Below are 19,629 nucleotides of genomic sequence, written 5' to 3'. Positions count from 1 at the left end.
TCTCCGCAAGGTCTTTAACAGCATGGCCACGGTGCAGCTTGCAGGGCATGTCAGGGCATTTCTCTATTTCTTATCTAACTTCTCTTCTATGCGATGTAAAAAGAGAAAATGCCCTGACATGCCCTGCAAGTCCGGTTAGCCGAGCGGGCTGTCACACAGGTCAATGCCATCGAGGAACGGCTTCTGAACGCCGCCCACAAGGCGTCTGCGCCGCTTCGTTGCCACGACCGGCGCGAGGTCGCGGTAGAACCAGTTACGCGCCAGCGGCTTGAAGTTCTGTCGCATGCACCACGCCTCGTATGCACCGAACAGCAGATCGTCCGAGACCTCGCAGTGCGGCCCGACCACGCAGCAGTCGGCCACGAATGCCGCCGTGGGCGACGTTGCACGGTCCCACGTCTCGCGCGTGGCTTCGGCGTCACCCGGCTCAACAAAATGGGCGCGCTTCGTGAGCACCGTCAGGCCGTCCAGTGCCCAGTCGAGGATGGCAGGCAGTTCTTCCGCCAGTTCACGTGCGAGCTTCGGATTCTCGCGACCATAGAACGACTGGCGCGTACGCAGGATCAGGAAGCGGCTGGTGATCGCGCCGGACGCATCCGCGAAGGCGGGCAACTCGTTCGAGAGCATCAGGATGCGGCCGGGCAGCACGACCGCCGGCAATGGCGTGAGGAACTTGCGATGCACATCGACCGGGTCGCCCGCGATCACGCGCAGCAGGGTCTCGACCACGTTGTTGATGTCGGCTCGCGCGGTCAGGCGCGCATCGCTCACGACGATCAGGCTGCGGTTGAGCAGCCCCGCCAGTCCGAACGGGTCGCCCAGTGTGTGCAGCGCCGGTGACGCCACGGCGGCGCGTCCGATCAGCCGCGTGAGCACGCCTGCAATGGTGCCCTTGCCCGAGCGCTTCGGCCCGGCAATGAACAGTGCCTTCTGGTACAGGTTCCCACCCGACAGCACGTGGCCGAAAAATTCCTGTAGCAGTGCGATGGAAGCGGGGTCGTCGTCGAACACCTCCCCGAGAAAGGCGAGCCACTTCACCGGGTCGCCACTGTCGGGTTCGTAGTCGAAGTCCGCGCGCGACGGCGCGAACAGGTTCGGCGTGAGTGGGCGCAGCGTGCGCGAGGCGAGTTCGATGTAGCCGTTGTTCACCACCAGCACCCCGCCTGCGGGCAGGACGGTGCCGTCAAGCATGAACGGTGCATCACGGGCGTCATCGATCTTCGCCCGTGCCCGCAGCGCATCGAGCACGTCATTGACCATGCGGGGCGTCGGCTTCACGCTGAGGAGCAGGTTCTCGACCGGGTGCTTCGCGACCGACAGCAGCCGGTAGAGTTCGGCGCGCACGTCATCGGTTGACATCTGCTGCCATCCATTGGGCGCATAGCGCCAGAACTCACTGCGCCAGAAAGCCATGCAACCCACGCCGCCCTGCATCCAGTGCGTCAGCATGAACTGGCTTGCCACGTCGAGCGGGGCCTTCGGGTCGATGACGGTCAGCGCTTCGTCGGCGTGGCCGTTGCCCTTCGACGGCGTGCGCTTTTTCGACGGCCGCGTCGGCGACCGATCGAGGATCGTCCGGTCGGGATAGTTCGTGCGCTCAGTCATGGCACGCCCCTTCAGCCACGGCCACGCGCGAGATCGCGAGGCACAGGCGTTCGTGTTCGGCGGGCGTGACGCTGCCACGGCGCAGGATCGAGCCGACGATCACCAGCACTTCGAGCAGTTCGAGATTGATCGCGCCGATGACCTGCAATGCGGTGAAGCGGCGACCGCGCTTCACGGGCTTCGATGCGTGGACACTTTCCCGTGGCGGGAACAGGTCTGAGAGGTCGAGACCGACCGCGCCCACGATGTCGGCGACGCTGCACCCGCTCCTGAAGCAGAACAGCAGGACCGTGTGGTCATCCTTTTCGGTGATCGCGAGCACGGCCCTGTGCGATCCGCACACCGGGCAGCGTGCCCGCCAGCGACCATTCCCACACGCCTGCACACCGTCGAGCCGATCGAGCAGCGCGGTGGCGGTTGATGACGCTTGCGCGATCAGCGGACGCCGACTATCCTGTCCGCGACCCGCAAGGTCATCAGCTGTACCCCGCCCGCCGCTGCCAACGGCGGGTTCTTTTTTTTCGGCAGTCACTTGTCGGCCTCCGCGTGCGGTTCGGTCTGCGAAGCATCGGGCACAAAGACACGAAGTGCGCCTTCGGCAAAAAGAAAATTCTCGTAACAGTCGAGTGCGGTCGTCCAGATACGTTCGGCCAGTTGCGGTCCGCTGTCGAGAACATGCCCCTGATCATCGACCACGGCGAGCGCCGCGACCCTACCGTCTGCTGTCCTGATGTCCAACCCGCCCATTGCGGTCGCGCTGATGGTGACTGGTGTCATGGTCGGCCTCCGCTCAGCCAGCAGCCCCTGTCGGGGTTTCTTCGGGCGGCTTCGTCAGCAACTCGAACACGATCGGTGCGTAGCGATCCGGGTCCGCGATGATCCTGTTGTTTGCGGGCGAGCGGCGGATCACGTCGAGTTTTTCGAGCAACGCGCCGTGCTTGCGGATCAGGTTGGTGAGCGAGTTCTGGTTGCCCTTCAGGCCGAGCAGCTTGCCGTTCGGGTCCGCCGTGCAGAAGCGCTGATGCACGTCGAGGGCGGGCAGCCACGTCCGTGATTCGTTTGTCATGGCAATTGACTCCTGATGTCTCACCTGCTTCTGGCAGGCGTTGGAGTCAACTCTATGGCGCGTCGGTAGGGCGTGTGAAGGGTGCGGAATTCACGTGAGGGGGTTCACGTGAATATTTATTTTTTTTCGTCACCGCGCCACGGGTCGCCGTGTGTGCGGTCGTGCGAGCGGATGTTCCTGATCCGCTCCGGTGTGACCTTGTACCGGGCAGCCACGTCCCTGTCACATACGCTTTTCTCCTTGCCTTCGGCGCGTAGCTGCTCCCACCGCGCGCGGCGGTCGTCCGAGTTTTTCCGGTACTTTGCGGCAGTCTTTTTCTGGCTGCGCAGCCCCATGCCGGACACATAGGCCCCGACGATCCGCTCGATCAGATCAACCGCCTGACTCACGGGCAGATCGTTGTAACGCGGGTCAAATTCGGCCAGCACGTGAAACCCGCGCATCACGGCATCCAGTCTGCCCGTGCCCTCCTGCACGGCGCGGATGAGGTTGTTGTAGTTCTCCGCGAAAGCCTGCAACTGCCTGCCGCCCCGGTCAGCGTCGGCGAGCAGTGCATTCACTTCGCGAACCTGCGCCCGCAGTCTGGTGACAGTGCGATTCAGTTCGGCGGCCAGCCGCGCGCGGGCATCGTCGTCCGCGCTCATGCGGCCGCCTTCGCGGGGCGGAGCTTCGCGCGCGCGGCCTGGACCGCCTTCCGCTCCGCTTCGGTGCCGCTCAGGAATTCGCCCGATCGGCGATCGATCTCGAGCCTGCGCGAAACGCCTGCCTTGCTCACCAGCACCAGTCCGATCGACGGCGTCTCGCCTTCCGCGACAGGGTGGAAGCCGTGCATGTGGATTTCGATCCGCTGGAACGTGTCGAGCACCAGCCTGCGCGCGTCGCGGCGCGCGTCGGGATCGAGCGCGTGTACTCCCGCCGTGAGCTTCACCCATGCGTCGGCCGACGCCGGGAGCGGCATCTGGCGCACGACCGCCAGTTCGCTGTCGAACGCCGCGACTTTCTTCCGTTCGATCGCAAGCTGGTCTTCACGCTGCGCGATGGACGCAATCACCGATTGCAGCGTCAGTCCCTGCCCCGCGGCTTCGGCGATCGCGTGGTTCAGGTTGCTGATCTCGCGCTCAAGTTTCGCGACGGCTTCGCGGGCGCGCGCGAGCCTGCCTGCAACCGGTCCGCTCACATCCTGGCCCTGGACCAGCGAGTCGAGCGCATACTGATCCGAGCAATACGCCAGCAGCGCGCGCTCGACCGGGACGATGCTGATGCTACCTGCCGGGCACCGGGGCACCGCCGTCGAGCCGGTACAGACGGCCCGGCGATGGCCGTCCTGCGGCCGACCGTCTGCCTGACGGCTGCGGCCCATGACGTTCTGGCTCGCGACCGCACTGCCACAAGTGCCGCAAAAACTGATACGTGCTCCGGTGAACAATGGCACGACCGCCGACTTGCCGCCGCGCCTCCCGCGCGCTGCGCGCAGATGTTCGAGTTCGGCAAACTGGAGTTCGGTGGCGACCGCTGGGTAATAACCTGCAAGCGTGTAGTCCGTGCCGTCGACCGCAACCGTGCGCTCGCCGAGCAGCACCCGGCTGCCAATCGTCGCATAGGCCCGACCCGCATTGGACAGGCCGGGCGGCACGGTCATGCCCGACTCCGCGATCATCTCCAGCGCGCGATGCGGACTCACACCCGCCCGGAAGTGTTTGATCAGCGCGCGCACCACCCGCACGGCTTCCGGAACGAGTTCGAAGCGCCTGCTGCCGCTGATGCGCCTGACCCAGAACGGATCGCGCCCGACGCTCACATACCCGCTGTGATCGCCCGCGATCCAGCGCTCACACTGCGCCCGTGCGGCGGCCGTGATGCGTTTGGACTTGGTCGCACTTTCTTCGTGACTTCTGATCATCGTCGCCAGCGCGAGGAACAGCGGCGACGGGTTCTCCCGAAGCAGTTCGCGGCTGTAGCGCTGACCGTCATTGGCGGTCACGATCATGACGCCCGAGTCGATGATGTCGCTGAACTGGCGCTGGGCATCAACCGGTTCGCGGCGGCTCAGACGATCCAGCGATTCGATCAGCAACACGTCGTTCGGCTGGACGAATCCCTTTTCCCGGATCGCGGCGAGAAAGATTCCGAGCGCGCCGCGCCGGACGTGATCACCCGTGAAGGCGCTCAGACCGGCGTCGGCCATCGTCAGCGATTCATCGACGACATACCCGTTCTCGTCCGCCCAGCGGCGCGCGTACGCCATCTGGCGGCGCAGGGAGTCACCGTCAGCCTGCTTCGCGGAACTGAACCGGGTGTACACGAACAGCTTGGGCTGGCGCTGCGGGGCTTGCTGGACCGGCTTTCTAGCGGTTTTGGGCATGAGTTTTCACCTCGAAAAATCTGGCTGAAAACTCGATTATATGCGCAGTTAATATCCAGTCTTGTTTGTCGTGCCGAGCAACCTGTTCCTGTACAAGGTCGGCGCGCGACGCTGGATCGCGCGGATCATGATTTCGTGGGGACTCGCGACCGCGGCCATGGTGTTCGTCAACAACGAATGGCAGTTCTACGGGCTGCGCTTCGTGATCGGCGCGATGGAAGCGGGCTTCGCGCCCGGCGTACTGTACTACCTGACGCTGTGGTTTCCGACCGAATATCGCGGCCGCATCACGTCGATGCTGTTTCTCGCATCGGCGTTTTCGGGGCTGGTCGGTGCGCCGCTCGCTGGGCTCGTGATCGGTCATATGGACGGCGTGCTCGGCATGCCGGGCTGGCACTGGCTGTTCCTGCTCGGCGGCTTGCCGTGTGTGGTGCTCGGTTTGCTGGTGCTGAAGCTGCTGAAGGATCGCATCGACGATGCGGGCTGGCTGTCCTCGGCGGAGAAGAGCTTGCTCGCCGGGCAGATCGCGCAGCAAAGCCGCCCGGCGCCGACCGGCCATTCGCTGCTGGGCGCGCTGAAAACGCCGGGCTTCCTGACCCTCGGGCTCGTGTACTTCCTGATTCAGGTCGCGTCGTACGGCCTGAATTTCTGGGCACCGCATCTGATTCACGTGGCGGGCACGAAGAATCCCACTGTAGTCGGCCTGCTGACGGCGGTGCCTTATGTGTGCGGCGCGATCTGCATGGTGGTGGTCGGGCGCCTGTCGGACGCGAGCGGCGAGCGGCGCAAGTTCGTGTTCGGGCTGCTGTTGATGTCGGCGCTCGGCTTCTTCGCCGCGGGCTACTTCGACAAGCAGACCGCCTTGCTGGTGGTCGCGCTTGCGGTGATGGGCGCGGGCGTGGTCGCATCGATTCCGGCATTCTGGGCGCTGCCGCCCAAGCTGCTGACGGGCGCGGGCGCCGCGGGCGGTATCGCGTTGATCAACACGCTCGGGCAACTCGGCGGGATCGTGAGCCCGGTGATGGTGGGCCGTGTGAAGGATCTGACCGGCAGCACGACGCCGGCGCTGTATGTGATCGGCACGATGAGCGTGGTATGCGCGCTGATCGTGCTGTATGGGCTGCCGGAGTCGCTGCGCAGCTGTGAAACGACGCAGTGAAATCGATGTGGACGGCGCGGTCGTTCGCTTGCATCACACGACGTGCCGCGCCGCTGCCCGCTCCCGCATCCGCGAGCGATAGGCCTGCCGCATCAATCACTTGGCAGGCCTGTGCGCAGGTTGTCCACAAGCTTGTTCCCAAATTATGTGGACAACTGGTCTTCGAGGTTGGTCCGACTGATACGGCATCCTTGCCAAGCCCGCTTTCCGCTATCACGGACTCCGTAGCGACGCTCGCTGCCTACGCGTGCACCGCACGCGGATAGTTCTCACGCTTCAAGCACTTAAGCTCGCTGTGCGAAGGTTGTCCACAGGCTTGCCAACAATTTAGGTGGAAAAGTTTTGTTTGCCGATGGGGTGACGAGGAGCGGGACTCGGCATCGGTTGTCCGCATCACGCCTTCGACACGGAGGCCGAAGCGACCACTTCCTCCTGCACCGGCACCTGCAAAACCGCATCCCGCTTATCGAGCAGATGCTGACGCAAAATCGCGCTGAGCTTCTTGCCGTCGCGAGCCTCGAGCGCCTTCAGCATTTCATCGTGATCGTGAATCGCGCGGTCCCACTTCGGCGTCTGATAGTTCGAGCGAAAGCGCAGCGCCTGCAGCCGCCGGTTGACCGACACATAGGTCTGTCGCAGCGCTGAATTCCTCGCCGCTTCGTTGATCTTGTCGTGAATCGCCTGGTTGCGGCTGTAGTAGCCCGGCAGATCGTTCTGCGCGCGGCACGCGAGCATCGCGTAATGCAGGGCCTTGATTTCGGCGAGTTCGGCCGCCGTGATGCGTTCGGCTGCGAGTTCGCCCGAAAACGCTTCGAGGCCGCTCATCAATTCGAAGGTTTCGCGCACTTCCGCCTCCGACATTTTCGACACCGACGCGCCCCGATTCGGCGAAATCTCGATCAAACCCTCGGCGGCCAGCACCTTCAGCGCCTCGCGCAGCGGTGTGCGCGAAATGCCGAGCGTTTCGCACAACTCGCGCTCGTTCAGTTTCTTGCCTGGCTCCAGCACCCCCTCGACGATAAAGCGGCGGATGTGCTCCACCACCGTGTCATGCAGGCGCTGACGCTCGACCTTCGGCATCAGCGGGGCAGCGGTCACACCCGCGTCGACATCCGAATTTTGCATACAAAAGTCCTAAGCGTTACATGATGTGGGGATCTTATCGGAACCATATCGATTAGTTAATCAAGCGCAACCACGGGTAAACGCGGGCCTCAACGAGCATATTTGGTCTTGGGAGCGTCACGATTCTTCTGATACAGTTTTTTGAATGCAAAATTCAAATTGGAGGAGCCCGATGCTGAAGCTAGATTTCCATCCCGCTGGCCGTCACTTCCTGCAGATTCCGGGGCCGAGTCCGGTGCCCGATCGCATCCTCCGCGCGATGAGCTACCCGACCATCGACCACCGCGGCCCCGAGTTCGGCGAACTGGGTCTCAAGGTGCTCGACGGCATCAAGAAGATCTTCAAGACGCAGCAGCCGGTCGTCATCTATCCGGCGTCCGGCACGGGCGCATGGGAAGCCGCGTTGTCGAATACGCTGAGCCCCGGCGACCACGTGCTGATGTTCGAGACCGGCCACTTCGCGACGCTATGGAAAAAGATGGCCGAGAAGCTCGGCCTGAAGCCCGAGTTCCTGGGTCTGCCAGGCATCGAAGGCTGGCGGCGCGGCGTGCAGCCGCAGATGATCGAAGAGCGCCTGCGCGCCGACCCGCAGCATGCGATCAAGGCGGTCTGCGTCGTGCACAACGAAACCTCGACCGGCGTCACGTCCAACATCGCCGCCGTGCGTCGCGCGATCGACGCCGCGGGTCATCCGGCGCTGCTGCTCGTCGATACGATCTCCGGTCTCGCGTGTGCCGATTACCGCCACGACGAATGGGGCGTCGACGTGACCGTGTCGGGCTCGCAAAAGGGCTTGATGCTGCCGCCGGGCATCAGCTTCAACGCGATCTCGCCGAAGGCGATGGCCGCCAACCAGCACGCGAAGCTGCCGCGCAGCTTCTGGGACTGGTCGGAAATCGTCGAAATGAACAAGACCGGCTACTGGCCGTACACGCCGAACACGAACCTGCTGTACGGCCTGCACGAAGCGATCGAGATGATTCTCGGCGAAGGGCTCGACAACGTGTTCGCGCGTCACGAGCGGCTCGCCGAAGCGACTCGCCGCGCGGTGCGTGCGTGGGGGCTCGAAATCCAGTGCGCCGATCCCGCCGTCTATAGCCCGGTGCTCACGGGCGTGATGATGCCCGACGGCGTCGATGCCGACGCGGTGCGCAAGCTGATCTACGAGCGCTTCGACATGTCGCTCGGCACGGGCCTCGGCAAGATGAAAGGCCGCATGTTCCGCATCGGTCATCTCGGCGATTGCAACGACCTGACGCTGCTCGCGACCCTGGCCGGCTGCGAAATGGGTCTGCGGCTTGCTGGCGTGCCGATCAAGCAAAGCGGCATGCCGGCCGCGATGGAGTGGCTGAGCCAGGCACCGAAGACGTCGGGGTTGAAGGCCGCGGCATAAGCGCCAGCAGCAGGAAACAACCCGCAACACCAGGGAGCGCATTTCTCAGCGAGCCGCGCGCAGAACGCGGCCATAACCACATGCAATGCGTCCATAACGGCTGTCGCGGCCGACGGGCGACGACGCAGCGCGCCACTTCAGGCGCGCCGTCGACACATGCCACGGAGAGAGAGACGATGAAACGGTTCCGTTTGACCAGTGCGACCAGTATCGTTCTAGTGATGCTCTGCATCATGTACTTCATCACGTACCTCGATCGCGTGAACGTCAGCACCGCGGCCGCGGGTTTCGGCAAGGAATTCAGTCTCACGCATACGCAGGTCGGCCTCGTGTTCTCGGCTTTCGCGTATCCGTATCTGCTGTTTCAGGTGATCGGCGGCTGGGTCAGCGATCGCTTCGGCGCGCGGCGCACGCTGCTGTTTTGCGGTGCGATCTGGGGTCTCGCTACGGTGTTCACGGGCCTCGCGGGCGGCCTCGCTTCGTTGCTCGCCGCGCGGCTCGTGCTCGGTTTCGGCGAAGGCGCGACGTTCCCGGCGGCAACATCGGCGATGTCGCGCTGGGTCGCGAAAGAAAAACGCGGCTTCGCGCAGGGCATCACGCACGCGGCGTCGCGAGTCGGCAATGCGGTCGCGCCGGCGCTCATCGTGCTCGTGATGACCACCTGGGGCTGGCGCGAATCGTTCTATATCTGCGGCGCACTGAGCCTGGTGTGGGTCGCCCTGTGGGCGATCACGTTCACCGAGCATCCGAAAGATCATCCGCGCGTCACGCCCGAGGAACTGGCGGTGCTGCCCGCGGTGAAGCCGAAAGTCGCAGGCCTGCCGTGGGGCAAGCTGTTTCGTCGCATGACGCCGGTCACGATCGTCTACTTCTGCTACGGCTGGACGCTGTGGCTGTTCCTGAGCTGGATTCCGCTGTACTTCCTGCATAACCATCATCTGCAGTTGCAGAAGTCGGCGATCTTCGCGTCGGTCGTGTTCTTCGCCGGCGTGATCGGCGATACGCTCGGCGGCCTCGTCACCGATGCGATTTTCAAGCGTACCGGCAGCCTCAAACGCGCGCGCAGCTGGATGGTGTCGGTATGCATGCTGTTCTGCCTGCTGTCGCTGATTCCGTTGATGTTCACGCATGACCTGACGCTGTCGATCGCCTGTCTCGCGTCGGGCTTTTTTTTCGCCGAGATGACGATCGGCCCGATGTGGGCGATCCCGATGGATATCGCGCCGGAATTCTCCGGCACCGCGAGCGGCATGATGAACACGGGCTCGGCGCTCGCCGCGATCATCTCGCCGGTGATGGGCGGCTTCCTGATCGACCATTTCGGCAACTGGGATCTGCCGTTCGTCGGCAGCATGTTGCTAATGGGCATCGGCGTAGTGCTTGCGTTCCGCATGCAGCCGGAGAGCCGCTTCGAACTCAGCGCGTCGGAGAAGGCGCAGGTTTCCACCCGGATAGGCGCGTAAACATGACTTCGTCACTGAGTCAGCTTCTTGCCGATGCGCGTCGCAGTCGCGCGGTACTCGATGCGTTGCCGCCCGAGCAGATTCCAGCCGATGCCGACGCGGCCTACGCAATCCAGCACGAAATCCTGAGCGCGTGCGGCGCGCGAATCGGCGGCTGGAAGATCGGCGCGAAATCCGCGAGCGGACCGATTCAAGGCGCGCCATTGCCCGACACCGATCTGCACGCCGATGGCGCGCGTCTGTCGCGCGAAGGTTTCGCGCCGCTCGGGCTCGAACTCGAGGTCGCGTTCCGTTTCGGCCGGCGCTTCGAGCCGTCCGCGACGCCGTACGGCGAAGACGAAGTGCTCGCGGGCATCGGCTCGATCGGCGCGACCATCGAGATCGTCGCGAGCCGCTATGCGGAGTGGCCCGCCATCGACAAACTCGCGCAGCTCGCGGATCTGCAGAATCACGGCGCGCTGATCGTCGGGGAATTCGCGCGGTATCGCGACGATTTCCCGTACTTGACGCCGTCGCTGCGTTTCGAGTTCAACGGACGCAATGTCGTCGCAACGACGCCCGCGAATCCGGCCGGCGATCCGCGGCGGCTGTTGACGTGGCTCGTCAATCACGCGAGTGCGCGCGGCATCGCGGTGACCCCGGAGATGGTGATCACCGCCGGTTCGTACACCGGCATGTTCTTTCCGCCCGAGGCAGGCAACGTGAGCGGGCATATCGAAGGACTCGCGCCGGTGCATCTGACGCTGTACTAGGTAATTCGAGCCGCGCGGCTCACGCGCGCTCCTCATAGGCCGATGAAATGACGAATCCCACTGCGGGCTTGCTCGTCAAGCCGATCCATCTGGTCCCTTCCGCCGCGCGCGCCACGAGTCCGCTCGCTCAGCATCTGCGCAAAGCGCTGCGCGGCGACGTGCTGTTCGATCTCGCGAGCCGCGGCCGCTACTCGACCGATGCGTCGATCTATCAGATCACGCCGGTCGGCGTCGTGGTGCCGCGCGATCAGGACGACCTGCGCATCGCGCTCGAGATCGCGCGCAGCGAGAAAGTACCGCTGCTCGCGCGCGGCGCGGGCACGAGCCAGTGCGGACAGACGGTCGGCGAAGCGCTGGTGGTCGATACGAGCAAATGGCTCAACAACATCGTCGCGTTCGATGCCGACGCGCGCACCGTGACGGTCGAGCCAGGCGTCGTGCTCGATCATCTGAACGCGTGGCTGAAGCCGCATGGACTGTGGTTCCCGGTCGATGTATCGACTTCCGCGCAGTGCACGATCGGCGGCATGGCGGGCAACAACTCGTGCGGCTCGCGCTCGATCGAATACGGCAACATGGTGCACAACGTTGATGCGATCGACGCGATCCTCGCCGACGGCAGCGAAGCGCGCTTCGCGTCGCTGCGCGAGACGCCGCAAGGCGAGCGCTTGCAGCAGATCGTCGCGGGCGTCACGCGGATCGCGCAGCGCGAGCGTGATGAAATCGTCGCGCGCGTGCCGAAAGTGCTGCGCCGTGTGGCAGGCTACAACATCGATCTGTTCGACTGCCAGAACCCGCGCGCCTATACCGATGACGGCAGCGCGAACCTCGCCCATCTGCTGGTCGGCTCGGAGGGCACGCTCGCGTTCAGCCGGCAGATCACGCTGAAGCTCGCGCCGCTGCCCGCGCACAAGGCGCTTGGCGTGGTCAACTTTCCGACCTTCCGGCAATCGATGGCGCTCACGCAGCACATCGTCAAGCTGAAGCCGGTCGCGGTCGAACTGGTCGATCGCACGATGATCGATCTCGCGTTGAGCAATCCCGCGTTTCGTCCGGTGATCGAGAAGGCGCTGGTCGGTGAGCCGCAGGCGATTCTGCTCGTCGAGTTCGCGGGCGAGGATCGCGACGCGCAGCTAGCGTCGCTGAAGCAGCTCACCGCGTTGATGGGCGAGCTGGGCCTGCCCGATTCGGTCGTCGAGATGCCGGACGCGAATGCGCAGAAAGCGCTGTGGGAAGTGCGCAAGGCCGGTCTAAACATCATGATGAGCATGAAGGGCGACGGCAAGCCGGTGTCCTTCATCGAAGACTGCGCGGTGCCGCTCGAACATCTGGCCGACTACACGAGCCGCCTGACCGACGTGTTTCATCGCCACGGCACCGAAGGCACCTGGTACGCGCATGCGAGCGTCGGCACGCTGCACGTGCGGCCGATTCTCGACATGCGGCGCGACGGCGCGACGAAGATGCGCGCGATCGCCGAGGAAGCGGCCGCGCTGGTGCGCGAGTACAAGGGCGCGTATTCCGGCGAGCATGGCGACGGTCTGTGCCGTGGCGAATGGGTCACGTGGCAATACGGGCCACGGCTTAACGAGGCGTTCAGCGAGATCAAGGCGCTGTTCGATCCAGACAATCGCTTCAATCCCGACAAGATCGTGCGTCCGCCGAAGATGGACGACGCGCGCAATTTCCGCTTTGCGCCGGGCTATCGCGAACAGCGCATCGAAACGGTACTCGACTGGTCGACGTGGAACGTGAAGCGCGATCCGCTGACGGGAGAAGAAAGCGCGCCGGGCAGCGGCGACGACCTGAGCGGCGGCCTCGCGAAAGCGGTCGAGATGTGCAACAACAACGGCCACTGTCGCAAGTTCGACGCGGGCACGATGTGCCCGAGTTATCGCGTGACGAAGGACGAGCAGCATCTGACGCGCGGGCGGGCCAACACGTTGCGGCTCGCGATTTCGGGCCAGCTCGGCGAAAGCGGACTCGCGAGCGATGACGTGAAGGAAACGCTCGACCTGTGCGTATCGTGCAAGGGCTGCAAGCGCGATTGCCCGACCGGCGTCGATATGGCGAAGTTCAAGATCGAGGCGCGCGCGGCGCGGGTGAAGACGCATGGCGTGCGGCTACGCGACAGGCTCGTCGCGTTCATGCCGCGCTATGCGGGCGCGGCGAGCCGCATGCCAGGACTGCTGGCGCTCGCGGACAACGTGCCGGTGCTGTCGGCGTGGTTCAAGCGCTCGGTCGGGTTCGCTGCCGAGCGGAATCTGCCGCGGTTCAAGAAGGCGTTTCTGGCCGATGCGGTGTCCGCGAAGGCTGCGCGCAGCGCTGCGCAGCCGTCCACGCTGAAAGAAGTTCTGCTGTTCGTCGATACCTTCAACAATCACCTCGAGCCCGACAACGCGCGTGCCGCACGACAGGTGCTCGAAGCGGCGGGCTACACGGTCCACTTCAATGCGCGCCCGGGCGAGCGTCCCGTTTGCTGCGGCCGCACGTTTCTCGCGGCGGGTCTCGTCGATGAAGCGAAACGGGAGGCGCGGCGCATGCTCGAACTCTTCAGGCCGTTCGTCGAACGCGGCGTGCCGGTGGTAGGGCTGGAGCCATCGTGTCTGCTGTCGTTGCGCGACGAATTCCTGCAGTACGGTTTCGGCGACGAAGCGCAGCGGCTCGCGCAGCACGCGTTTCTATTCGAGGAATTCCTCGTGCGCGAAGAAAAGGCCGGACGTTTGCAGCTCAAATTGAAACCGCTGCCGATGCGGCAGGCGCTCGTGCACGGCCACTGCCATCAGAAGGCGTTCGATGCATTCACGCCGGTGCAGACCGTGCTGAAGTGGATTCCCGAATTGAAGGTATCGACGGTCGAATCGTCGTGCTGCGGTATGGCCGGCAGCTTCGGCTATGAAGCGGAGCACTACGCGACCTCGCAGGCGATGGCGGAGTTGTCGCTGCTACCCGCGGTGCGCAAGCTCGACGCCTCCACGGTGATGGTCGCCGATGGCACCAGTTGCCGGCATCAGATTCACGATGGCGCGGGCGTCGACGCGATCCACGTCGCGCGCGTGCTGGCGATGGCGCTGCAATGACGCGGAGCTAACCGGAAAGCGAAACTCGAACGCGAGACTCAAACGCGAGACTCAAACGCCGATAGCCTGCCGGAACCCGCTCGGCGTCACCCCGACAGCCTCGCGAAACCGGTGGCTAAAGTGACTCGCGTTCGCATAGCCGCATTGCGAGGCGATCTGCGCAAGCGGCAACGTCGTCGTGCGCAGCAGCGTGCGCGCGCGATCGAGCCGTTGCCGCGCGATCCAGGCGGCCGGCGGCAACCCGAACGACTCGCGAAACATCCGCGCGAGATGAAACTCCGACAGCGCCGCGACACCCGACAACTCACCGAGCGTCAACGGCTGCGCGAGACGACTGTCGATATAGTCGCGCAGGCGGCGCCGCGTCGCGGCCGACAGCCCGCCCTTCAGCGCCACGTTCGCGCGCCGCACGCCTTGTCCGTGCAACAGCAGGCTCAGCACTTCGTGCGCGGTCTCGTTGGTGCGCAGCAGGCCGTCGGGACTTTCCCACTCCTCGTCGACGAGCGCCTGGCACAGACTCGCAATGCGCGGGTCTTCGAAATAAGTCCGATCGGCGAGCGTCAATTCGCGCGGCTCGCGGTCGAGCTCCTGTACCGCGCGTCGCGTGAAGTGCTCGGGCAGGAAGTACAGGTGCATGAAGTGCATATGGCCGCGCACCCACCAGCGCGATTCGTGATCGCCGGGCAGTGCGCACAGCCGCGACGGCGCGCCGTAGTGGCCCGGCATTTTCTGGCGCTCGGTGCGATAGCCGCCGTCCAGATAGCACGACAGCGTGTGATGGCCGGGCCGCTCGTAGATGGTCTCGGCTTCCTTCGTGTCGCGGGTCCATAGCGCGATCGCGAGTCCGTCGCCGAGCCACGTGAAGCGGTCCAGATGCGCATTCGCACTGGCGAGTGTGTGACAGACCGACTGCAGGCCAAAAGGCATGCCGGCGGCGGCTATCACGGGGGCGGACGGGCTGGCGGTCACGGCGGCGAGCGGAGGTTTTCCGGTGATGCGTAGGGTTGAGCGGCCAGTATACGGCGCGGCCAGTCTGGCCGCTCATTGCCACGAAAAAGTGCGCAATTTTGGACAATTGCGGGCGGCGGCGCGGTTGCATAGTCGAACTATCGTCAATGCTGCGCGTTGTGGCAGCCTGTCATGCAGTCCGAGGCCCGACCATGAATCTTTTGCTTTATGCCGTCACCGTGCTGATCTGGGGCACCACGTGGATCGCGATCAAATGGCAACTCGGCGCGGTGCCGCCGCCGGTATCGATTGCATGGCGTTTCTGGATCGCCGCGCTGCTGCTGTTCGCGCTGCTGCGCATCATGCGCCGGCCGATCTGGCCGCCGCTCGGCGCCTGGCGCTACCTCGCCGCGCAGGGCCTCGCGCTGTTCTGCCTGAATTTCCTGTGCTTCTACTACGCCGAACAGATCGTGCCGAGCGGGCTCGTCGCGGTGGTGTTCTCGACCGCGCCGCTGCTGAACTCGATCAACGGACGGCTGTTCATGGGCAGGCCGCTGCAGCCGAGCGCGATTGCGGGCGCATTGCTCGGGCTCGTCGGCATCGTCTGTCTGTTCATGCAGCAGATGGCCGGGCATCTCGGCGATCACACCGCGTGGCTCGGACTCGGCGTCGCGTTTCTCGGCACGCTGTGCTTCTCGGCCGGCAACCTGCTGTCGAGCCGCATGCAGTCGATGGGCCTGCATCCGTTCGCGACGAATAGCTGGGCGATGCTGATCGGCGCGGCTGTCCTGACGCTCGGTAGTCTGTTCGCCGGCTATTCGTTCGCGGTTGAAGCGTCGGCGCGCTATCTTGGCGCGCTCGCGTATCTCGCGGTGTTCGGCTCGGTGATCGGCTTTACGGCGTACCTGATGCTGGTCGGCCGCATGGGCCCGGAGCGCGCCGCCTACTGCACGGTGCTGTTTCCGATCGTCGCGCTCGCGGCGTCCACGCTGTTCGAGGGTTACCGCTGGTCAGTGCTCGCGGTGGTCGGTCTGCTGCTCGTGCTGGCCGGCAATCTGGTCGCGTTCGATCTGACGCGACGGATCTTCGTGCGTCGCCGGGCGGCGCGAACCTGATGCGCATCGCGCTCGAGGTGAGGATTTACAGGAGCAGAAAAAGCGCCTGAATCTCTGGCCGGTGAGGTTTTACGGGAACCGGTTTTTACCGGATTCGTGAAGTAAAGATTTTGTTGGAAACGTAAATCGATGCAAGTGGAATGGAATTGGATGTGGCGGCATTCAAGTATCATTTTTTATCAATAAGTTTGCTATTTTTATGTGAGAGGATAAAACGCCAACTCTGATGTATGCGCATCGTGACGCTACCGGCAATGATGCGCGTACAGATGAAGCACGCCGGTCTGCCTTACCGTGCGTGCTTCGCGTCTAGCAAGGATCGACCGCCGTGAAGCTTTTGCCCCGTCTTGGCCTGGCCGTGGTTCTAATCCATAGCCTGATTTCCCCGCATGTCTCCGCCCAATCCCAATTGAATTACACGACTTCATGGATCGGTAATAGTTTCGGATTTGGCGACGGCAAATGGATGCAGCAGGATATTCAGGCCATTAGCGTCGATGCCAATGGCACCGTTTATACGAATGCGCCGTGGGACGAAAGCGGCAGCGAAATCGCCGCCTATCGTGCGGGCGAAAAGCTCGCGGTCGCCGGTTCGACGCACGGCTGGGGCGCGGCCGGCGGCGACGCGGTGGCGGTGAATCACACGTACCTGTACGCGGCGATGTCGATCGGCAACGAAAGCAATGCGCTGGTCGGCGCCGACTATCCGCCGGCGAATCAGACCTGGTACGGCATCACGCGACGCACGCTCGCGAATCTCGCGGCCGGCGCGCCGTTTTCCGGCGGCATCGGCAATAGCGCGAACGCGACGAAGAACAGTTTCGTTGCGGTACAAACGGTGAAGACCGGCATCGACGCGGGCATTCGCGGCCTCGCCGCGACCGACAGCGAGGTCTATGTGGCCGACACGTACGGCAACCGGATCGTCGTGTACGACGCGCAATCCATGCTGCCGCTGCGTTCGTGGACCGTCGCATCGCCCGCGCGCATCGCGATCGACACCGACTCGACGCTGTGGATCATCAGCGGCTTCGGCACGGGCAGCCTGAGCATTCTGCACTACCGCGCCGACGGCACCGCGCTCGCCGGTCCATTGGCGCTGCCCGCCGGCACCGTGCCGACCGACCTCACGGTCACGCCATCCGGCCAGCTGCTGGTCGCCGACAACAGCGTTTCGCAGCAGATTCTCGTGTTCAACAAAGGCGCGGGCGGCCAGATGCAGGGCGGCACGTCGATCGGCACGCGCAATGGCATCTTCCATCCGATGCGCGGCGTGCCCGGTGACACGCGTTTCAACGGCATCACCGGCATCGGCGTCGATGCGGCCGGCAATCTGTACGTCGCGCAAAACGGCGAAGGACCGCGCGCGCTGGGCTCGGCATCGGTCGGGCAAGGCGCGGTGCTGGAGAGTTACGTGTACGGCACGCGCGTGCTCAACTGGCGGCTCTACGGCCTGAACTTCGTCGATAGCGGCGCGTTCGATCCGGCCACACCCGCTTCGATCTACACGGGCTCGAAGCGCTTCACGCTCGATTACCGGCAGCCGGTCGGCCACGAGTGGTCATATGCGGCGTTCACGCTCGATCGCTTCGATTACCCGGACGACCCCGCGTTTCACCAGCCGCGCGGCGTGCGCGGCGAACCGATGGTGCGCAGATTCAAAGGCCAGCGTTTTCTCTATACGCTCGATCCGGGCGCGCACTACCTGAACGTCTATCGCTTCGATGCCGCGCATGGTGAGATCGCGATTCCGTCGGGGATGCTCGCGCAGAATCCGCTGCCGGGCAGTTGGCCCGACGCGCAACCAACTTACGGCGAATGGTTGTGGCGCGATAGCAATGGCAATGGCGCCGTCGATGCGAGCGAGATCAGCGGCAACCCGTCGACCGGCAGCACGGTCGGCAACGGCTTCTGGTGGGTCGACGATTCCGGCAACGTGTGGCTCGCCACGCCATTGAGCGGCGTGCGCGAGATGCCGCTGCAAGGTCTGGACTCCGCCGGCAATCCGATCTACACGTACGCGAGTGCGAAGCTGTTCGCGATGCCCGCGCCGTTCACACGGCTCGCGCGGCTCGTCTATGTCGCAGCGACCGACACGATGTATCTGTCCGGTTTTACGAGCGCGATTCCGTGGGACCCGACGCACTGGAAGGAAGCGGGCCCGATGCTGGCGCGCTACGACAACTGGAGCAGCGGCACGCCGACCCTGACTTACACGGTCTCGCTGCCGTGGAACACGCAAAGCGATCCGCAGACCACCACGGTCGGCGTCGCGGTGGCGGGCAACTATATCTTCGTCGCCGAGCTGTACACCGATCGCATCGACGTCTACGACGCGCGCAACGGCACGGCGGTCGGTTATATGACGCCGGGCGCGAGCGTCGGCGGCACGAGCGGCTGGGTCGACGTGTATCTCGGCATCAGCGCGGTGCAGCGCGATAACGGCGAGTACGTGGTGCTGGTCGAAGACGACGCGCGCGCGAAGCTGCTGATGTATCGCTGGACGCCTTGACGCGGATCGCCGCCGCGCCGAACACGAATAGACGGCGGCGCACGATCGGTATATAACAACTTTACCGATGCACTCAAAGGAGTGGTGTTCGATCATGACGCAAGACGTTCCTCCCAAGCCGCCCTCCGACGATCGTCCGGAGATCGAGCAGCTCGACGCGGCGCTCAGTCACGTCGATCAGCAGATGTCGTCAGGTGGCATTGCGTCGGGCGCGGCGAAAGGCATTGTGTACAGTCTGATCGAAACGCTCGGCGCGCTGGTCGGCGATCCCGATCTGCCGGAGCACGCGCGTTCGGGGTATGAAGGACTGCTGGAGGCCGCGCGCGAGCTGCGCGCGAAGCTGGAGCGCTGAGCGGACCGCTGAACCGACGGGTCCGCTTCGGCGCAGCCATCGGGCTGTCTGTGCTACAAAAGCGCACTGTGTAACTCACCGTGCGCTTTTTTTATGCTCTCAGCGACCGAGATCGCGTTGCTGGCCACCGGCATCATCGTGGTGCTGGTGACGCCCGGCCCCACCAACACGCTACTGGCGGCGGCCGGTTTGCGCGCCGGGTTGCGCCGCGCGCTGCCGCTGATCGCCGCCGAACTGGCGGGCTATCTGGTGTCGATCTCCGCGTGGGGACGCTTCTTCGCGCACGCGGCGCAAGCGTGGCCGTGGCTGCCGTCGCTGCTGCGCGTGGCCGCGAGCATGTATATCGCGTGGCTTGCGCTCGATATGTGGCGCGCGGCGGTGGCACTGCCCGGCTCGACGCAACGCGCTGGCAACGTGCGCGCGCTGTTCGTCGCGACCTTGCTCAATCCGAAAGGGCTGCTGTTCGGCGGCACGATCTTTCCGGCCGCCGCGTTCATGCACTTACCCGCTTATCTGCTCGTGATGGCGATGTTCGCGTGCCTCGCCGCGCCGATCGCACTCGCGTGGATCGCGTTCGGCGCAGCGCTCGGCGGAGGCCGACTCGGTTGGCTCGAACCGGCGAGGGTGCAGCGCGGCGCGTCGATCGTGCTCGGCGTGTTCTCGGTGTCGCTCGCGTGGGCCGCGTTGCACTGAAGAC

The 19,629-nt window shown here is 64.5% G+C and carries 16 protein-coding genes and 1 pseudogene; 9 read left to right on the top strand and 8 right to left on the bottom strand.

The window, feature by feature from the left end; genetic code table 11:
- Positions 1 to 135 precede the first annotated feature (135 nt).
- The 6 genes from AB3X95_RS24180 to AB3X95_RS24155 form a co-directional block, all read right to left on the bottom strand.
- Entirely contained in the window at positions 136 to 1,605 is a 1,470-nt protein-coding gene (locus AB3X95_RS24180) for a phage/plasmid primase, P4 family (protein WP_368622729.1), read from the bottom strand.
- A complete protein-coding gene (locus AB3X95_RS24175; RefSeq protein WP_368622728.1) occupies positions 1,598 to 1,927 on the bottom strand; it encodes a hypothetical protein in 330 nt (109 codons plus the stop codon). The genes AB3X95_RS24180 and AB3X95_RS24175 overlap by 8 nt, the downstream gene beginning before the upstream one ends.
- Positions 1,928 to 2,133: 206 nt before the next feature.
- The gene (locus AB3X95_RS24170; RefSeq protein WP_368622727.1) at positions 2,134 to 2,382 is read right to left on the bottom strand and encodes a hypothetical protein; all 249 of its coding nucleotides are present in this window, start codon (positions 2,380 to 2,382) and stop codon (positions 2,134 to 2,136) included.
- A 13-nt stretch (positions 2,383 to 2,395) separates the two neighbouring features.
- On the bottom strand, positions 2,396 to 2,671 hold the full coding sequence (locus tag AB3X95_RS24165; RefSeq protein ID WP_368622726.1) for a hypothetical protein: 276 nt from the start codon (positions 2,669 to 2,671) through the stop codon (positions 2,396 to 2,398).
- Positions 2,672 to 2,787: 116 nt separating this feature from the next.
- Complete coding sequence (locus AB3X95_RS24160; protein ID WP_368622725.1) at positions 2,788 to 3,315, bottom strand: hypothetical protein; 528 nt, start codon at positions 3,313 to 3,315, stop codon at positions 2,788 to 2,790.
- Positions 3,312 to 5,033: a recombinase family protein gene (locus tag AB3X95_RS24155; RefSeq protein WP_368622724.1), complete on the bottom strand. Its 1,722-nt coding sequence runs from the start codon at positions 5,031 to 5,033 to the stop codon at positions 3,312 to 3,314. Before AB3X95_RS24155 ends, AB3X95_RS24160 begins: the two co-directional genes overlap by 4 nt.
- Positions 5,034 to 5,091: 58 nt before the next feature.
- Here AB3X95_RS24155 and AB3X95_RS24150 point away from each other — a divergent pair.
- Positions 5,092 to 6,192 (top strand): annotated as a pseudogene (locus AB3X95_RS24150) (MFS transporter); the annotation flags it as partial.
- Between the two features lie 393 nt (positions 6,193 to 6,585).
- Here AB3X95_RS24150 and AB3X95_RS24145 read toward each other — a convergent pair.
- The gene (locus AB3X95_RS24145; protein ID WP_176366398.1) at positions 6,586 to 7,317 is read right to left on the bottom strand and encodes a GntR family transcriptional regulator; all 732 of its coding nucleotides are present in this window, start codon (positions 7,315 to 7,317) and stop codon (positions 6,586 to 6,588) included.
- 172 nt (positions 7,318 to 7,489) lie between these two features.
- Here AB3X95_RS24145 and AB3X95_RS24140 point away from each other — a divergent pair, with 172 nt between their 5' ends.
- The 4 genes from AB3X95_RS24140 to AB3X95_RS24125 all read left to right on the top strand — a co-directional run bounded on the left by AB3X95_RS24140 (position 7,490) and on the right by AB3X95_RS24125 (position 14,005).
- Positions 7,490 to 8,710 (top strand): alanine--glyoxylate aminotransferase family protein, encoded by a 1,221-nt coding sequence (locus tag AB3X95_RS24140; protein ID WP_368622723.1) that lies wholly within the window; start codon positions 7,490 to 7,492, stop codon positions 8,708 to 8,710.
- 176 nt (positions 8,711 to 8,886) lie between these two features.
- Positions 8,887 to 10,173 carry an MFS transporter gene (locus AB3X95_RS24135; RefSeq protein ID WP_368622722.1) on the top strand — a complete coding sequence of 429 codons (1,287 nt, stop codon included), beginning with the start codon at positions 8,887 to 8,889 and terminating at the stop codon, positions 10,171 to 10,173.
- A gap of 2 nt (positions 10,174 to 10,175) precedes the next feature.
- Positions 10,176 to 10,925, top strand: a complete 750-nt coding sequence (locus AB3X95_RS24130; RefSeq protein ID WP_368622721.1) for a 2-keto-4-pentenoate hydratase — start codon at positions 10,176 to 10,178, stop codon at positions 10,923 to 10,925.
- A gap of 47 nt (positions 10,926 to 10,972) precedes the next feature.
- Positions 10,973 to 14,005, top strand: coding sequence for an FAD-binding and (Fe-S)-binding domain-containing protein (locus AB3X95_RS24125; RefSeq protein WP_368622720.1), 3,033 nt, complete (start codon positions 10,973 to 10,975; stop codon positions 14,003 to 14,005).
- A 51-nt stretch (positions 14,006 to 14,056) separates the two neighbouring features.
- Here AB3X95_RS24125 and AB3X95_RS24120 read toward each other — a convergent pair whose 3' ends face one another.
- Positions 14,057 to 14,932 (bottom strand): helix-turn-helix domain-containing protein, encoded by an 876-nt coding sequence (locus AB3X95_RS24120; RefSeq protein ID WP_368622719.1) that lies wholly within the window; start codon positions 14,930 to 14,932, stop codon positions 14,057 to 14,059.
- A 233-nt stretch (positions 14,933 to 15,165) separates the two neighbouring features.
- Here AB3X95_RS24120 and AB3X95_RS24115 point away from each other — a divergent pair, with 233 nt between their 5' ends.
- From AB3X95_RS24115 to AB3X95_RS24100, 4 genes are all read left to right on the top strand, one after another.
- Complete coding sequence (locus AB3X95_RS24115) at positions 15,166 to 16,068, top strand: DMT family transporter (RefSeq protein WP_368622718.1); 903 nt, start codon at positions 15,166 to 15,168, stop codon at positions 16,066 to 16,068.
- Positions 16,069 to 16,396: 328 nt separating this feature from the next.
- Positions 16,397 to 18,580: a hypothetical protein gene (locus AB3X95_RS24110; RefSeq protein WP_368622717.1), complete on the top strand. Its 2,184-nt coding sequence runs from the start codon at positions 16,397 to 16,399 to the stop codon at positions 18,578 to 18,580.
- A 94-nt stretch (positions 18,581 to 18,674) separates the two neighbouring features.
- Complete coding sequence (locus AB3X95_RS24105; RefSeq protein WP_176107130.1) at positions 18,675 to 18,932, top strand: hypothetical protein; 258 nt, start codon at positions 18,675 to 18,677, stop codon at positions 18,930 to 18,932.
- Between the two features lie 93 nt (positions 18,933 to 19,025).
- Positions 19,026 to 19,625: a LysE family translocator gene (locus AB3X95_RS24100; protein ID WP_368622716.1), complete on the top strand. Its 600-nt coding sequence runs from the start codon at positions 19,026 to 19,028 to the stop codon at positions 19,623 to 19,625.
- Positions 19,626 to 19,629 lie beyond the last annotated feature (4 nt).

Origin of the sequence: Paraburkholderia sp. BR13444 (assembly GCF_040948755.1) — a bacterium.
Classification (GTDB): Bacteria; Pseudomonadota; Gammaproteobacteria; order Burkholderiales; family Burkholderiaceae; genus Paraburkholderia; species Paraburkholderia youngii.
Note: the sequence above shows the minus strand (reverse complement) of the source record. Positions and strands in the feature narration are given on the sequence as shown.

Bases quoted from the DNA above. Each gene is read 5' to 3' on its own strand.
- AB3X95_RS24140 (WP_368622723.1), top strand. From the start codon at position 7,490: ATGCTGAAGCTAGATTTCCATCCCGCTGGCCGTCACTTCCTGCAGATT.
- AB3X95_RS24130 (WP_368622721.1), top strand. From the start codon at position 10,176: ATGACTTCGTCACTGAGTCAGCTTCTTGCCGATGCGCGTCGCAGTCGC.
- AB3X95_RS24115 (WP_368622718.1), top strand. From the start codon at position 15,166: ATGAATCTTTTGCTTTATGCCGTCACCGTGCTGATCTGGGGCACCACG.
- AB3X95_RS24155 (WP_368622724.1), bottom strand. From the start codon at position 5,033: ATGCCCAAAACCGCTAGAAAGCCGGTCCAGCAAGCCCCGCAGCGCCAG.
- AB3X95_RS24135 (WP_368622722.1), top strand. From the start codon at position 8,887: ATGAAACGGTTCCGTTTGACCAGTGCGACCAGTATCGTTCTAGTGATG.
- AB3X95_RS24105 (WP_176107130.1), top strand. From the start codon at position 18,675: ATGACGCAAGACGTTCCTCCCAAGCCGCCCTCCGACGATCGTCCGGAG.
- AB3X95_RS24165 (WP_368622726.1), bottom strand. From the start codon at position 2,671: ATGACAAACGAATCACGGACGTGGCTGCCCGCCCTCGACGTGCATCAG.
- AB3X95_RS24180 (WP_368622729.1), bottom strand. From the start codon at position 1,605: ATGACTGAGCGCACGAACTATCCCGACCGGACGATCCTCGATCGGTCG.
- AB3X95_RS24170 (WP_368622727.1), bottom strand. From the start codon at position 2,382: ATGACACCAGTCACCATCAGCGCGACCGCAATGGGCGGGTTGGACATC.
- AB3X95_RS24160 (WP_368622725.1), bottom strand. From the start codon at position 3,315: ATGAGCGCGGACGACGATGCCCGCGCGCGGCTGGCCGCCGAACTGAAT.
- AB3X95_RS24125 (WP_368622720.1), top strand. From the start codon at position 10,973: ATGACGAATCCCACTGCGGGCTTGCTCGTCAAGCCGATCCATCTGGTC.
- AB3X95_RS24100 (WP_368622716.1), top strand. From the start codon at position 19,026: ATGCTCTCAGCGACCGAGATCGCGTTGCTGGCCACCGGCATCATCGTG.
- AB3X95_RS24145 (WP_176366398.1), bottom strand. From the start codon at position 7,317: ATGCAAAATTCGGATGTCGACGCGGGTGTGACCGCTGCCCCGCTGATG.
- AB3X95_RS24120 (WP_368622719.1), bottom strand. From the start codon at position 14,932: ATGCCTTTTGGCCTGCAGTCGGTCTGTCACACACTCGCCAGTGCGAAT.